The organism is Mixta hanseatica (assembly GCF_023517775.1).
GTDB lineage: Bacteria > Pseudomonadota > Gammaproteobacteria > Enterobacterales > Enterobacteriaceae > Mixta > Mixta hanseatica.
Genome location: NZ_CP082904.1, coordinates 3,180,385 through 3,196,097 on the forward strand (window position 1 = coordinate 3,180,385; position 15,713 = coordinate 3,196,097).

10 protein-coding genes are annotated in these 15,713 nt (G+C 57.5%); all 10 read right to left on the minus strand.

Annotation, left to right across the window (positions count from 1 at the left end; genetic code table 11):
• Positions 1 to 35 precede the first annotated feature (35 nt).
• The 10 genes from bamB to K6958_RS15135 all read right to left on the minus strand — a co-directional run bounded on the left by bamB (position 36) and on the right by K6958_RS15135 (position 15,619).
• On the minus strand, positions 36 to 1,217 hold the full coding sequence (bamB, locus tag K6958_RS15090) for an outer membrane protein assembly factor BamB (protein WP_249891898.1): 1,182 nt from the start codon (positions 1,215 to 1,217) through the stop codon (positions 36 to 38).
• Positions 1,218 to 1,236: 19 nt separating this feature from the next.
• Positions 1,237 to 1,854: a YfgM family protein gene (locus K6958_RS15095; protein WP_249891899.1), complete on the minus strand. Its 618-nt coding sequence runs from the start codon at positions 1,852 to 1,854 to the stop codon at positions 1,237 to 1,239.
• A gap of 36 nt (positions 1,855 to 1,890) precedes the next feature.
• Positions 1,891 to 3,165, minus strand: a complete 1,275-nt coding sequence (gene hisS / locus K6958_RS15100; RefSeq protein WP_249891900.1) for a histidine--tRNA ligase — start codon at positions 3,163 to 3,165, stop codon at positions 1,891 to 1,893.
• 133 nt (positions 3,166 to 3,298) lie between these two features.
• Positions 3,299 to 4,420, minus strand: coding sequence for a flavodoxin-dependent (E)-4-hydroxy-3-methylbut-2-enyl-diphosphate synthase (gene ispG, locus K6958_RS15105; protein ID WP_249891901.1), 1,122 nt, complete (start codon positions 4,418 to 4,420; stop codon positions 3,299 to 3,301).
• Between the two features lie 39 nt (positions 4,421 to 4,459).
• Entirely contained in the window at positions 4,460 to 5,500 is a 1,041-nt protein-coding gene (rodZ, locus tag K6958_RS15110; protein ID WP_249891902.1) for a cytoskeleton protein RodZ, read from the minus strand.
• Entirely contained in the window at positions 5,490 to 6,227 is a 738-nt protein-coding gene (pilW, locus tag K6958_RS15115; RefSeq protein WP_249891903.1) for a type IV pilus biogenesis/stability protein PilW, read from the minus strand. The genes rodZ and pilW overlap by 11 nt, the downstream gene beginning before the upstream one ends.
• A 94-nt stretch (positions 6,228 to 6,321) precedes the next feature.
• Positions 6,322 to 7,491 (minus strand): dual-specificity RNA methyltransferase RlmN, encoded by a 1,170-nt coding sequence (gene rlmN, locus K6958_RS15120; RefSeq protein ID WP_249891904.1) that lies wholly within the window; start codon positions 7,489 to 7,491, stop codon positions 6,322 to 6,324.
• Between the two features lie 185 nt (positions 7,492 to 7,676).
• The gene (gene ndk, locus K6958_RS15125; protein WP_103060076.1) at positions 7,677 to 8,108 is read right to left on the minus strand and encodes a nucleoside-diphosphate kinase; all 432 of its coding nucleotides are present in this window, start codon (positions 8,106 to 8,108) and stop codon (positions 7,677 to 7,679) included.
• A gap of 185 nt (positions 8,109 to 8,293) precedes the next feature.
• Complete coding sequence (gene pbpC / locus K6958_RS15130; RefSeq protein ID WP_249891905.1) at positions 8,294 to 10,618, minus strand: peptidoglycan glycosyltransferase PbpC; 2,325 nt, start codon at positions 10,616 to 10,618, stop codon at positions 8,294 to 8,296.
• Positions 10,619 to 10,651: 33 nt separating this feature from the next.
• Positions 10,652 to 15,619 (minus strand): alpha-2-macroglobulin family protein, encoded by a 4,968-nt coding sequence (locus K6958_RS15135; RefSeq protein WP_434085173.1) that lies wholly within the window; start codon positions 15,617 to 15,619, stop codon positions 10,652 to 10,654.
• Between the last annotated feature and the right edge of the window lie 94 nt (positions 15,620 to 15,713).

Here is a 15,713-nt window from a genome sequence, read left to right on the forward strand (position 1 = left end):
GGGCCGTTAAGCAGCATTACGTTCGCCGCCAGGGGTTAACGGGTAATGGAATAAACTTCACCGTTTTTGGCCTGAATCAGCAGTTTATCGCTGGCCACTACCGGTTCAGTCTGGAAACCGGAGCCGTCAACTTTCTGCTGCGCCACAAAACGTCCATCATCCGTATTCAGCCAGTGCAGATAGCCTTCGCTGTCGCCTACCACGATATAGCCGTTGTAGAGTACCGGCGATGTCAGGTTACGGTGCAGCAAATCGCTCTGACGCCAAAGGGTGACGCCGCCGTCAGCGTTAAGCGCCACGATACGATCGTCCTGATCCACCAGGTAGATGCGTCCCGCGTCAACGATGAAATCTTTCACCGAGCCGATTTCACGTTTCCATAAAATCTGACCAGAACGCAGATCCAGCGCCGTCAGGTTGCCGTTATAGGCCAGCGCATACACGATACCGTTAACGATTACCGGCGTAGTATCCACGTCGCTCAGGCGATCGATCTCGGTTGCGCCGCTCGGCTGAGAAATACGCTGCTGCCAGATAATCTGACCCTGATTCATGATCACGGCGCTCACGCGGCCATTATCGCCGCCGACGATGGCGCCGCCAAAGGCGGTTGCCGGCGCAGACTCGCCGCGCAGCGACAGCGCAGGCATATCCAGGTTAACGGTCCATTTTACGACGCCGCTGTTTTGATCCAGCCCCTGCAGCATACCGTTGCTGGTGTGAACCAGCACCAGGCCGTCGCTCACTACCGGACGAGAAAGCGCTTCACCTGCGACTTTCGTCTGCCAGGCGATGGAGCCATCGCTGCTGTTCAACGCATAAATCTGCGCGCGCTCGCTGCCGATATAGATATGCTCGCCAGCTGCGGTAATCCCGCCCGACAGCAGAGCCGGAGTGTTTTTCGAGAAGAAACCGTTATCGGTAGAAAGATTTACCTTCCATTTTTGCTTACCGTCGCTGGCGTCCAGCGCCTTAACGATACCAAAACGATCGGCGGCATAAACAGTGCCTTCCTGCCAGGCGGGATGCAGATTTGAGTAAAAATCGCCAATGCCGTCGCCGACAGAGGTGCTCCACGCTTCCTGCGGCTCAAACTGGTTTTCAACTTTCGGCAACGGGGCCATTTTGACGACATCTTCTTCGCCGCTAAACAGCGAACAACCGCTGAGTAAAGTGACTGAAATCAGTCCTGGCAGCAGGTATTTACGTAATTCCATGCGCTCTCTCTTGAATGGCTTAACCTAAGTTATTCATTTTCATCTGCATCATTTCTTTCAGCGCCGGAGACGCCTCGGAATCGATCCCCTTACTCCAGGCATCACGGGCACCTTGCTTATCGCCTTTACTCAGCAGCGCTTCACCGCGAATATCCGCGACAATAGCCGTCCAGCCTTCGCCTTTTACGCTATCCAGGGTTTTCAGCGCATCGTCAGCCTGCTTTTGCTGCAGCTGAATACGCGCCAGACGCAGATTCATTACCGCCTGTAGGTTGGCGTTCTGCGTGTGTTTTATTCCACTTTGCAGCTGCGCAGCCGCTTTTGCCAGTTCATTTTTATCCACGTACTGCTTCGCCAAGTCGAGCGAAGCCAGCGCGCCATAGGTATTGCTGTTGTCGTTGGCAAATTTTGCCACCGCTTCCAGCGTCTGCGGCTTGTTGCCGTCCAGCGCGCTGGTTAACTGCTGATAATGCGCTGACACCTCGCGCGCGGAGGTATCTTCATGACCGCTCCAGTAACGCCAGCCAGCCAGGGCGCCGATGCCCAGCACCACGCCAACTGCTAATGCTTTGCCGTTATTGGCAAAAAAACGACGGAGCGCGTCCACCTGTTCGTTTTCGTTGCTGTAAACTTCCACGCCATCCTTCTCCTTCACTGTTCCTGCCGTAAGCGCTTATGACAGCAGCGTCGCTAACGCCGCCGCGAGATCGTTTTGCGCCAGCGTTTGTTGCTCGCCGCTGCGCAGGTCTTTCACTACCACCTGCCCGGCTTTTACTTCATCTTCACCCAGTACCAGCGCAACGCGAGCGCCCCACTTATCGGCACGGGCAAATTGCTTTTTAAAGTTACCGCCGCCAAAGTTGGTCATCAGCTTCAGCGTCGGCGCCGCATCACGCACTCGCTCAGCCAGCTGCATGGCGGCAGACTGCACGCCCTGACCCGAAGCGATAACATAGACATCAACAATGCGGGACGGTTCAAAATCAGGATTTACCGCCTGCACCAGCAGCACCAGACGCTCCATGCCCATCGCAAAGCCGACGGCTGGCGTAGCGCGGCCGCCCAGCTGCTCGACCAGACCATCATAACGGCCGCCGGCGCAAACCGTGCCCTGCGCGCCGAGGCTGGTGGTGACCCACTCAAATACCGTGCGGTTATAGTAGTCCAGGCCGCGTACCAGACGCTGGTTAACGGTATAGGCAATACCGACGCTGTCCAGCAGCGCGCACAGGCCGGTGAAATGCTCGCGTGACTCGTCATCCAGATAGTCGCCCAGCGTAGGCGCATCGTTTAACAGCGCCTGCACCTCTGGGTTTTTACTGTCCAGCACGCGCAGCGGATTGCTATACATGCGACGTTTGCAGTCTTCATCCAGCTTCTCTTTATGCTGTTCAAGGAACGCCACCAGCGCTTCGCGATAGTTGGCGCGCGCTTCCAGCGAGCCAATCGAGTTCAGCTCCAGCGCAACGTGATCGGCGATGCCCAGCGCTTTCCACCAGCGGGCGGTCATCATAATCAGTTCGGCATCAATGTCCGGGCCCTGTAGGCCAAAGACTTCAGCGCCGATCTGGTGGAACTGACGATAGCGGCCTTTCTGCGGGCGCTCATAACGGAACATCGGGCCCATGTACCACAGACGCTGTTCCTGGTTATAGAGCAACCCATGCTCGATACCCGCGCGCACGCAGCCTGCGGTCCCTTCCGGGCGCAGCGTCAGACTTTCGCCGTTGCGATCGTCGAAGGTGTACATCTCTTTTTCCACCACGTCGGTCACTTCACCGATAGCGCGCTTGAACAGCGGCGTATGCTCTACGACCGGCAGGCGGATTTCGCTGTAGCCATAGCTGCCCAGCACCTGTTTAAGGATCCCTTCGATACGCTGCCAGACAACGGTGTCGGCCGGCAAATAGTCGTTCATGCCGCGGATGGCCTGGATGTTCTTCGCCACGTCATTTCTCTCTATATGTAAATTACACCAGACAGGTTGTCTGGCCGTTCTGGTCATCACGCCAGAAACGTAAAACAGAAAAAAACCTGTACGGCGAACGCCGTTCAGGTTCATTCAGCGCGCCACCAATCGGCTACTTTTCTACCTGCTGCACATCAATGCGGCGGGTTTCATCAAGCATCGCCGCTTTGGCACGAATCCGCGCTTCAAGCTGGTCGATCATATCGTCATTGTCGAGACGGTCACGCTGGCGCACGCCATCTTCATAGAAGCCGCTTTTCTTATTACTGCCGGTCACGCCCAGCGTGGAGACCAACGCTTCGCCGGGACCATTGACCACGCAGCCGATGATCGACACATCCATCGGCGTAATAATATCTTCCAGCCGTTGCTCCAGCGCGTTGACGGTGCCGATAACATCGAACTCCTGGCGCGAACAGGTAGGACAGGCAATAAAATTAATGCCGCGGGTGCGGATACGCAGCGACTTCAGGATATCGAAGCCTACTTTGACTTCTTCCACCGGATCGGCCGCCAGCGAAATACGCAGCGTATCGCCAATCCCTTCGGAAAGCAGCAAACCTAAGCCGATGGCTGATTTAACCGCGCCGGCACGCGCCCCGCCCGCTTCGGTAATACCGAGGTGCAGAGGCTGATCGATCTGTTTCGCCAGCAGGCGATAGGACTCCACCGCCAGGAAAACATCAGAGGCTTTAACGCTCACTTTAAACTGATCGAAGTTCAGGCGGTCAAGATGATCGACATGACGCATGGCGGATTCCAGTAACGCCTGCGGCGTCGGCTCGCCATACTTTTCCTGCAGATCTTTTTCCAGCGAGCCGGCGTTAACGCCGATGCGGATAGGAATATTACGATCGCGCGCGCACTCCACCACCTGGCGGATACGCTCATTGTTGCCAATGTTGCCGGGATTAATACGCAGGCAGTCAACGCCATACTCCGCCACCTTCAGCGCAATACGGTAGTCAAAGTGAATATCCGCCACCAGCGGAACGTTAACCTGCTGCTTGATAAGCTTAAAGGCTTCGGCGGCATCCATCGTCGGGACGGAAACCCTAACGATATCGACGCCAACGCGCTCCAGCGCTTTAATTTGTTTAACCGTCGCTTCCACATCCGTGGTACGCGTATTGGTCATGGATTGTACGGCGATAGGCGCGCCGTCACCCACTGGCACCTTGCCGACGTAAATACGCGTTGATTTGCGACGGATAATGGGTGCTTCGTTATGCATGTTGTTTCTCCATAATCGCCGCGAAGCAGCGCCCGGGGCTTACTGCGCCCCAAGCGTCAAGCGGGCAACCTGGTTGGTACGAATAAAACGACTTAAATCAACGGGTTGGCCCTGATAATGAACCTGTACCGCTGCCGGCGCGCCAATTTTCAGACGATACGGCGCTGTACCGGAGAGGCTGAGTTTACCACCACTACGTTGCATTCCGCTGAACAGTTTTTTCCCGGCCGCATCGGTCACTTCCAGCCAGCAGTCGGCGTTAAAATTCAGCACCACCGTATTGGCATCGGCGGCCGGCTGGCTAACGCTGGCGCTGGCGGTAGGTAAAGGCGAGGCGTTGTTCGCCACAGGCACGGGATCGGTAACCGGCGCCTGGCTCGGTGAGACTACCGCATTGGCGTCGTTACCGGCGGCAGGCGCTGGTGCGGCGGTTGCCGGCGCGGTGGTATTCGGCGCCGGCGCGCTGACGCCAGGCGCTGCGGTGTTAGCTGCCGCGCTGCTGGTATTATTAGCGTTATTTAACGGCACGCTGGTGCCCTGATTTTCAGGCTGCGCCGTCTGTGTGGCGTTATCGATGCTGCCGCTATCGGTTAACGGAATCGACTGGCTGTTATCATCGCCCGCGCTGCTCTGATCGGTGAGCGACACCAGATCGTCCTGGGCGGCTTTATGATTCTGCCACCACCAGGCGCCGGTTAAGCCGACCACGACAAAAACCACCAGCCAGGTGAAAATCATCAGCCAGCCGTCACGTTTTTTACGCCGCTTGCCCAGCGAGAAGCTCTGCATCGGCTCGACTTTAGCCGCACGTACCGGAGCCTGCTTCGCCATCATCGGCAGCAGTTCCTCTTCGGGCACGTGAACCAGGCGCGCATAGGAGCGAATATAACCGCGTAAAAAGGTCGAGGCTAAATCAGCGGGAGCTTTATCCTCTTCAATGTCTCGCACGGTGGAAAGTTTCAGGCACAAGCGTTCAGCTACGTTTTGCTGCGTCAGTCCCATCTGCTCACGGGCTGCACGCAGGCGGGTGCCTGTGGAATTTGCTGCTGCTGTTGTATCTTGAGTGGCTTCAGTATTCATTAGCTAAAAAATGCTGGTACTGTATCGATTGTGGAAAATTTTGCGCCAGTTGCTGACCGTAACGTGCTTTATCTACGGTCCGCTGTTCCAGCGCAGCGAAACGAATCTCCAACCACAGGCTTTCTGCTGTCGCAGGCACGCTGTGATGATATACCTCTAACAAAAGCCGCGCTTGCTCAAGCTCATGTTTTTCAAGATGCTTTTTAGCTTCAATCAGTAGCGTATCCGCCTTCTGCCGATCGTTCTGCAGCGCCTGTAGCAGCCACTGCCGCGCAGATGCATACTCTTTCTGCTGCAGCCAGCAATAGCCGGCGCGCTCCTGACTATCAACCCGCGCTACGGCAGAATTTTGCACCGCAGCCAGAGTAAATTGTTGATGCGCCGCATCATACTGCCCTAAACCGCAAAGAAACGCACCGTAATTGTTAAGCGCATAACCATTTTCCGGTGCGTATTTCAGCGCCGTTTGAAAATAACGACGCGCCATGACGCTATCGTTCTCCTGCTGGAAAAGACGCGCCATCGCCAGTAAGACCCGATAATCCGTTGGCGCATCCTGCAACGCCCGCTGTAAATTGCGGCGCGCCGCCGGCAGTTCCCCCTGCGCGAGATAAATAAGCCCAAGCTGCAGGCGAATCTGCCCGCTGGCGCTGGGGGTTTTTGGCCTGCCGCAGCCCGCCAACATCAGCGCTGCTAATCCTATCAGGCAGAGTAATCCTTTACGCATGCCGCCTCCCTGTGTCATGAAGTCTGGTATGTTACGCCAAACTCAGCAAGGCAGGCAGCCTCTCACGCCTGAAAAAGGCTTTACTTGCCCGGTTTCAGAGCGCCTTCACAGATATTTGTTCACCCGCCATTTTCTTGCGCAGGGTTCGCTTGGTACGGTCAATCACATCACCCGCCAGCTGACCACAAGCGGCATCGATATCGTCGCCGCGCGTTTTACGTACGATGGTGGTGAAACCATAGCTCATCAGCACTTTCGCAAAGCGATCGACGCGGCTATTTGAGCTGCGGCCGTAAGGCGCGCCCGGGAAGGGGTTCCATGGGATCAGGTTGATCTTGCAGGGAGTATCCTTCAGCAGTTCAGCCAGTTCATGCGCGTTGTCGGTGCTGTCGTTAATGTGATCCAGCATGACATATTCAATCGTAACGCGACCCTGATTAGCATTGGATTTTTCCAGGTAACGGCGTACCGCGCCAAGGAAAGTTTCAATGTTATATTTTTTATTGATCGGGACGATCTCGTCGCGAATGGTGTCGTTCGGCGCATGCAGCGAAATCGCCAGCGCGACGTCGATAACATCACCCAGCTTATCCAGCGCCGGCACTACGCCTGAGGTAGAGAGCGTCACGCGGCGTTTGGAAAGACCAAAGCCGAAATCATCCAGCATAATTTCCATTGCCGGGACGACATTATTCAGGTTAAGCAGCGGCTCACCCATGCCCATCATGACGACGTTAGTAATCGGACGCTGGCCGGTGACTTTAGCGGCGCCGATAATTTTTGCAGCACGCCATACCTGGCCAATAATTTCAGAAACGCGCAGGTTGCGGTTAAAACCTTGCTGTGCGGTTGAACAGAATTTACATTCCAGTGCGCAACCCACCTGGGAAGAAACGCACAGCGTAGCGCGGTCGTCTTCCGGGATATAAACCGTTTCCACCAGCTGATCGCCAACGCGGATAGCCCATTTGATGGTGCCGTCGGCAGAGCGTTTCTCTTCAGCCACTTCCGGCGCGCGGATTTCAGTGAGCTGCTTAAGCTTGTTGCGCAGTACCTTATTGATGTCGGTCATTTCATCGAAATCATCACAGCAGTAGTGATACATCCATTTCATAACCTGATCGGCACGGAAGGGTTTCTCGCCGAGAGAAAGAAAAAATTCGCGCATCTGCTGACGATTAAGATCGAGCAGATTGATTTTTTCGCTTTTTGGGGAAACAACAACGGGAGATGCGGACGACGGCGTCACAATGTGTTCGGACATAATGTTCTCTGGCCTCGTTATTACACGTTATGGCCCTGGTTAGGGATAGAAAAAGAAGCGCCCTCGCTGAGTAAACTCATGAGGGCGCATTATTGTACAAATAACTCTGGCCTGAAGCTATTGCATGACCGGTTAACCTGACAATTAATTTGTAACTGTCATTGTGCGGTCAGGCGCATCCGTGATTAACGGGTACGCGGGCAAATCTCGTTTTCACCGAAGAAGAACGCGATTTCACGTGCGGCAGACTCCTGAGAGTCAGAGCCGTGGGTGGCGTTTTCAGTGAAGCTGTCAGCGTAATCAGCACGCAGCGTACCCGCCAGCGCGTTAGCCGGGTTGGTTGCGCCCATCAGGTCACGGTGACGCTGAACGGCGTTTTCGCCTTCCAGTACGGAAACTACGATCGGACCGGAGGTCATGAACTCAACCAGACCGTCGAAGAAAGGTTTGCCTTTATGCTCGGCATAAAAACCTTCCGCCTGCTCCTTGGTCAGGTGCAGCATTTTTGCAGCAACAATTTTGAAACCTGCGGCTTCGAAACGGTTATAAATTGCACCAATTACGTTTTTTGCCACCGCGTTCGGTTTTACGATGGAAAAGGTACGTTCTACTGTCATTTTGACCTCTGTCTTAACTTCCAGGTTAAGCCGGTTGTGAATATATTGATACCGGCCTGTGAAAACGGCGCCGATTATAGGGGCGCAGAGCCAGCTTGCCTATCTTAGATTCAGCAATTTATGGAAAAAGTATGATCCTTTTCGCGTTGCTGCTTCATTAATGCCCATTCTGACCCTACCGTAATTTATTCCACGGTGAAAGATGCGGCGGCGACCTGACCGGCATTATCCAGTACGCTGAGTTGATATCGTCCGGCACGATTAAAAACCAGCCGCTGCGTCAGACCGCCGTCGGCAGCGCTCAGCACTTCGCCATTAAGAAACCACCAACGCTCTTCGCCATGGCCTCCCTGCGCCGTGACGCTAAGCGTTAATTCAGATTTTCCCGGCAGGCGATGCAGAATCTGCCCATCCCGAATGCCGGTTAGCAGCAGAGGCGGCGCGTTGTTTTCCATCGTCGGCGGGCAATGGGCCGAGACGCTCGGCAAACGCTGCGCTCGCCGCTCGCCGGGCTGCAGCCATGGCTCCAGCGGCAGCGGCCAAAGCGCCACCCGCTGCGCCTGTGCTCCACTACAGTCTGCGGCGACCCGCTCGCCTTGCGAATTGAGCCAGACGGTTTGCTGCAGGCCGAACAGCCCTTCCTGCCCGTCAGCGAGCAGAGTGGGAGGCGTGGTGCCGTTTAATATCCAGCTTTGGCGCCGCTGACGGCAACTGCTATCGCCGGCGGGCAACGGCTGCCCGCCCGGCCAGCATAATGTCAGCGCGCTAACGCTGGCCGGACGCGGATCGGCGGGCAACATATGTCCACGCAGCTGCGGCGACGCCATTAGCAAATGATGCAGTTGGTTAAGCACCGGAATGGCGCTTGCCGCCCCGTACTGGCCCGCGACCGGCGTGCCGTCAGGACGCCCGACCCAGACGCCAATCAAATAACGCGCATTAATACCGATAGCCCAGGCATCGCGATAACCATAGCTGGTGCCGGTTTTCCAGGCCAACGGCACTACTGCGGGCAGCGTGGCGTCAGGCTGAGGCTGCGCTTCGCCTGCCAGGATACGCCGTACAATCCAGGCGGCACCCGGCGACAGCAAAGGCCGTTCAATTAAGGGGTCCTGTGCCAGTAAGCGCAAACGGGCCGCCTGACCATGGCGGGCGAAAGCGCTGTATGCCGCCACCACCTCTTCCATCCGCGCGCCGGTGCCGCCGAGGATCAGCGACAGATTAGGCTCTGCCGCCGCGGGAAAATGCAGCGTCAGCCCGGCATTACGCAGCGCCGCAGTCAGACGTTTCGGGCCATAAGCTTCCAGCAGCTGCACCGCCGGTAAATTCAACGATCGAACCAGCGCTTCGCTGGCGCTGACCGGGCCATGAAAACCTGTATCAAAGTTACCGGGGCGATAATCCCCGAAACGGCGCGGCACATCCTGTAGCAGTGATTCAGCGGCAATCAGGCCATCATCCAGCGCCAGCCCATATAAAAAGGGCTTCAGCACCGATCCCGGCGATCGCACGCTGCCGATCATATCGACATGGCCGAAACGGCTTTGATCATCAAGATCGACCGAGCCCATCCATGCGCGAACCTGCATGGTGGTGTGATCCACCACCAGTACCGCCATGGAGGTTCGCGGCGGCAAGGATCCTTTCCAGCCCTGCGCTAATGCTTCGATCTGCCGCTGTAGCGAGGCGTTAATCGTGGTGGTGATTTTGGCTTGCGTTGACAGCGACACGACCCGACGCGCCAGCAACGGCGCCAGCTGCGGCATCTGGCGCGGCGCCAGCCAGACCGACTCCTGCATGATCTCCTCAACGGTCGCTTGTGGCCAAACGCCATACTCAGCCAGACGCAACAGGACTTTATCACGCGCCGCCTGCGCCCGTTCCGGCCAGCGATCCGGTCGTAAACGGCTGGGAGCCTGAGGCAATACCGCTAACAGCGCCGCTTCGCCGCGAGTGAGCGCCGCAGGCGGCTTGCCCAGCCAACTCCAGCTGGCTGCGCCTACCCCTTCCAGCGTCCCGCCAAAGGGCGCACGGTTCAGGTAAAGCGTTAATATCTCTCGTTTGGAGAGATGCCACTCCAGCTGCAACGCGCGCCATGCCTGATGCAACTTGCCGGTAAAGTTCCGCGGTTGCGGATCGATCAGCCGCGCGACCTGCATAGTGAGGGTACTGCCGCCGGAAATGATTTCCCCGCCGCGTAAATCCTGCCAGGCGGCACGCAGCAGCGCGAAAGGATTGATACCGGGATGATGCCAGAACCAGCGATCTTCATAGGTCAGCAGCGCCTGCAAATACCAGGGCGAAACTTCTTCCGGCGTGACCGGATAACGCCAAATGCCATTTTTATCGGCGAAGCGCCACAGCGGCGTGCCGTCTTGCGCCACCACCACGCGGGCAGGCGCAACCTGCTGCAACGGTAAAGGAAATAAGCGATCTACCAGCCACAGCAGGGCCAGCAGAAGCAGCAGACTTAACAACAGAATTTTTACGGAACGTAAAAGAGATGTCATAAAAATAACGCCCGGTGTTACCCGGGCGCTCGGTTAGCGAACCGTCAGACGCGCCGGCGTTTCACCGGTTGCACGCCACTGCGGTACATACATCGATTCCACCTGCGGCGCCGGAACCTGATAGTTGCCCGGCGTAACCGCCCGCGCCAAATAGAGCAGTTCGGCGGGCCGGTAGCTATCCACATCAATAGCCGCAACAAAACGATCGTCGCGAAACTCGATATGTTTGATGCTCACCTGTTGCATATCATTCATCAGCTCCTGCACATTTGCCGCGCTTTCGCTCAGGCTGGCGCTGCTATTGGCCAGGTTTTGATTCTCCAGCTCCAGTCCGGCGGGAAGCAGATCGGTTACCAGCGCGTCCGGTATGCGATCGGCGGCAGAGACGGTGAGATGCACCAGCACCAGCTGCCCGCTCTCCAGCGCATCCAGAGCCAGCGGTTTGCCGTTTAGATCGAAATATTCGCGACGCACCTTCAGGTTATGGCTGGCGGCTGGCGGCGGCGTCTGTGCGTAGCCGACCACATCCAGTCGACCATAAACCGGCGCGTCGCCAGCATTGTTAACCGTTATGCCTGCGGCGAGCTGAGATTCGCTTAGCGGCAGAATGCGGGTTTTGTTACCGCTGAGCGGCTGTGCCTGCCCATTAAGGCTGACCTGCCACGCCGCGTCTTCATCCTGCTCCAGCGCGCGTCCCGCAAGAAACAGCGCATTGTTTTCCTGCGTCGACAGCCACTGTTTGCCGTTCAGCTGTTGCGCCAGAGCAATGATTAATGTGTCCTGAACCTCCGGCAACAGCTGATATTCGCGTAGCAGCGTCAGGATTTGCGCGCTGTCGCGCAGCGGGCTGCCGTAATCCTCCAGCCAGTAAAGATGAGCCGGACGCACGCTATTTACGCCCTGCTTCAGCAGCGCGTTGGCGCGCGGCGTATCGCCCATCAGCTTGAGCGCTACACTCAGTTGTACCAGCGCCAGCCCCGATTTGGCCTGCGCGCGCTGTTCATACAGCGCACGCAGCGCCCCCAGCGGCGCTTTCTGCTGACGCGCCAATACCAGCGCGGCGTAAGACTGCACGTTGAAACGCGTCGCGGCAGCATCGTTGCTGTAATAAACCTCAATCTGGCTGCCATCCTGCAGATAGCGCAGCAGGCGCTCATTGCCTTTCTTCAGCACCGCGTTATCCAGGCTATAGCCCTGCTCGCCTGCGCGGGTGAGGAAATCCATCGCGTAAGCAGTAAGCCAGAACTCTTCGGCGCTCTCTTTACCCCACAAACCAAAGCCGCCGTTATAGCGCTGCATCTGACCGATACGATCGAGCCCGGTATCAATCGCCGCGCGTCGCTCGCTATCGCTACCGCTTTTGATTCCTAATGCCGTTAGCTCGGCATGATTGGTATAGAGCGAAGGCCACAGGCCGCTGATGGTTTGTTCCAGGCAGCCGTAGGGCCAGGCGTAAAGCTCGCTGATATAACGCGCGATATTGAGCGGCGGACGGCCGCTGAGCGCCAGCTGGCTCTGTACCGTGGCCGGCACCAGCCCACTGAACATTTCGGCAGGTATCTGCCACGGCAGGTCGGGGCGGATAACGGCGTTAAAACTGCGTGTTTCTGCCGGCCAGGCGGGACGCACGCCAAGGCTCCAGTGTCCTTTAGCAGGCGTCACGGTTTCGCCAGGGATTTCCACCCCGCTAATAATGGCGTCGATGCTGCCCTCGCCATAGCCCATCGCGGCGTTGACCGGCACGTACAGCGTGGTGCGCTGACCCGGACGCAGCCGCAGCTGACGCGGTGAAGGGTCCTCCAGCGTGACAAGACCGCTGGCCTGCAGATCAACCTGCAGCGTTTGCGGCTGCTCCGTCAGGTTCGTGATATCCAGCGCCAGTCGGCTGCTGTCGCCGCCGGCCAAAAAACGTGGCGTCGCCAGCTGGGTAATCAACGGCGCGGCGACCACCACTTTACTTTCGCCCTGGCCGAAGCGATCGTCGCTCCAGGCCTGAGCCATCAGCCGCACCTCTCCGTTAAATTCCGGTATCGGTAGATTAATTGTACCTTCGCCGTTGGCATCCAGCGTTACCGGCTGTAGCTGCGTCGCAAGGATATTGACGTGATTAACCGGCTGTTGTCCGCCGCGCTTGAGCGGATCGCCTTCGTCACCATCCCCGCCAAAGCGCAACGCGGCCAGCCTGCCCTGCCCTTCGATAAGATGCCCGTAGACATCATACTGATCGGCGTTATAGCGCTTACGACCAAAGAAGGCGACATAAGGATCGGGGGTTTTATAATCGGTAATGCTCAACACGCCGCTATCAACGGCTGACACCAGCACCTTGACCTGTTTCGGCAGCTCGCCGCCTGCGCTGGAAGCTTTCACCTTTACCGTCAGATTTTGATTCGGCCGTATTTTTTGCGGCGCCGTTAGCGTCAGATCCAACCGGCGCGCGGTATCCTGCATCGGTAAATGTAAAATCCCCACGGCGCGTTTCGGCGTAACGCCCTGTGCCTTATCACCAGGACGAATCACCAGCGCGCTGAAGTAAAGATCGTGGCGACGCCAGGCCTTATCAATCGGAACCGCTACCGTGGTTCCCCCGGCTGGCACATCGACCGTTTGCCACCAGAGCGGACCGTTGCTCGACTCCACCAGCAGATAACCTTTACCTGCGGCGGGCGCTTCTATCTGCACCATCGCCCTTTCTCCGGGCTGATAGTTGGCTTTGTCCAGCTTTAGTTTTACCTGATCGGGGCGCACCGCGCCGGTGCTGTCGGTGTTATCCTGCCAGCTGTAGCCGGCCCAGAAGCGTACGCTGCTGCGCAGATCGCTATTGGGCGCTACCGCTTCGATGCGATATGCGCCCCACTCCACCGGAAAAGCCACCCTGGCTTCGCCCTGTTCGCTTAGCGTTATTTCACGCGTCTCTTCCACCAGATCTTTTTGCTCATAGCGTGACTGCCAGCCCTCGCCTTCAGCGAAACTCCAGTAATAGTCACGCCGCTCGCGGATCAGACGCACCTCAACCGGCTGGCCGGTCATTTTCTCGCCGCGCGCATTCGCCAGCACGATACTGAACGCCGCGTTACTGTTCTCATCGACAACCGGCTGGATGAGAGTGGTATCGTTGCGGTAATCGTAGACCTCTTTACTGGCGAACAGTGGACGGATGCCCGGCAACACGTCGGCAGGCCAGATCGCCTGGCTAACGCGTCGCGTAACCGGACGCCCGCCGCTTTCCAACAGGCTGGCCTGCAGAATCAACTGGGCTGGCGAATGTATCTCCTGCCATGAAGTCGGCGCGGCAACCGAAATTTCTCCCTGCTGATCCAGCGTCAGGTCAATTTCATCCAGATTACGCTTCAGGCCCTGTTCGTTAATATCGCCGAACTGATAGCCAGGCAGCGTTTTCACCGCCTCGCGATCGGGACGCAAGAACAGTTGTCCCTGCAGGCGATTGCCGGTAGCGGGCGCGCCGTACAGATAACGCCCGCTGGCATGAAAATTCACATCGCTGGCAGGCGTAATGGGCCGGTCGCTGGCTGTCAGGCTGAGCGCCATACGCTCCGGCATAAAATCTTCTACATTGAACGGCCACTGACGTGGGCGGCCATCGCTCGCATCCACGCGCAGCATCCAGCGTCCGGTCGGTGCATCCTTCGGTAGCGGGTAACGCAGCTGCCACAGACCGTTTTCTGGCTGCCAGGTCAGGGTACGCGCCGTATCACCGTCCGGTTTGACTATCTCCAGCTTTACCGGCTGCGGCGGCAATGGTTTGCCATCTGCGTCACGTAGCAACGCGTTGGCAATCAGTGTCTCGCCGGGACGATAAAGATCGCGCGGTCCGAAAATAAACAGCTGTTTGTCATAGCCCTCCGGCCCGGTCACGGCGAACTCCGCCAGATCCAGCGCCGGGCGGCTAAGATCGAGCAGCGAAGTTTGATCGTTTTTCGTTGCCAGGATCAATTTTGCTTTGCTCTGCCAGGGCAGCGTCGCGTGCCCCTGTTGATCGGTAGCGGCCTGGCTTAATGTATGCCCTTTCTCATCCAGCATGGTCAGCGTTACGCCATCCAGCGCTGCGCCATCCTCCAACCGCTGGCTGAACAGATCGATTCGCTGCGGGAATTGATGCAGCGAGAGGCCGATATCACTGAGCGTAAACAGCGTGGCGGCGTTGGTGTAGCTGTAGGTGCCCGCCTGTTTCATGACGGCCAGGTAGACGCCCGGCTGCGACAGCGGCTTAATATCGCCCAGCGGCAGCTGAAGCTGCTCGCGCGTATTGCGCGTCGGATTAAGATCGAATCGTCCGGTATAGACCAGCTCCGCCTTTTGCAGCAGCGACTCGGACTGCCAGGTTTGCAGGCTATTGCCATATTGCCAGTCGGCAATAAAGGCCGGGAGGGAGGCGGTTTTGATACGGAAGAAATCGACATCCACCTGATTAACATTCAGCGCCATCACCGGCAGCCCGGTGGTGATGCGCGTCGGCAGCAGCGAGCCGCGGCTGGCGAACCCGACCATCGGCTGAATATCTCGCGTGGTTAGCGTCTGTTCCGCCTGCTTTTCCAGCGTGGCGCCATTAGCGGCTTTTAGCCCGCTATCAATGCGCACCTTCAGTTCTCTTGCCGGCTCCAGATGGCGAAAACGCAGCTCTTTTCGATTGGGTGAAAGCTCCCAGCCGCCTTCCAGAACGCCGCTTTTACTGTCGGCGATATGCGCGTACTGGCTAAAATCCTGTTGCTCATTCAATGAAACGGAAAAGGTCACCAGCAGCGTGCTGGCGCCGTCGAGCTGCACTTCCGACATATCGATAACCTGCAGCGGCTTGCCCCGCTCGCGCGCCTGCTGCGCGGCCCGCTGTTCAGCGCTAAGGGGTGGCGGGCTGCTCTTCGCCGCAGCCGGTTGGCGGGCGGCGGCCTGCGGCGGCACGTCCTGTTTATTATCATCGCAGCCGCTCAGCAGCATCAGCGACAGCAGCAAGGCGGCGCCTGCTTTATATCCTAATCCGGACATATCTACTCCATGGCCAAAAAGCCTTATAAAATCAGAGCGGCATTATCGCCTGAACCGCGGAAAAAATTAACAACCCTAATTAATTTCCTGCGGG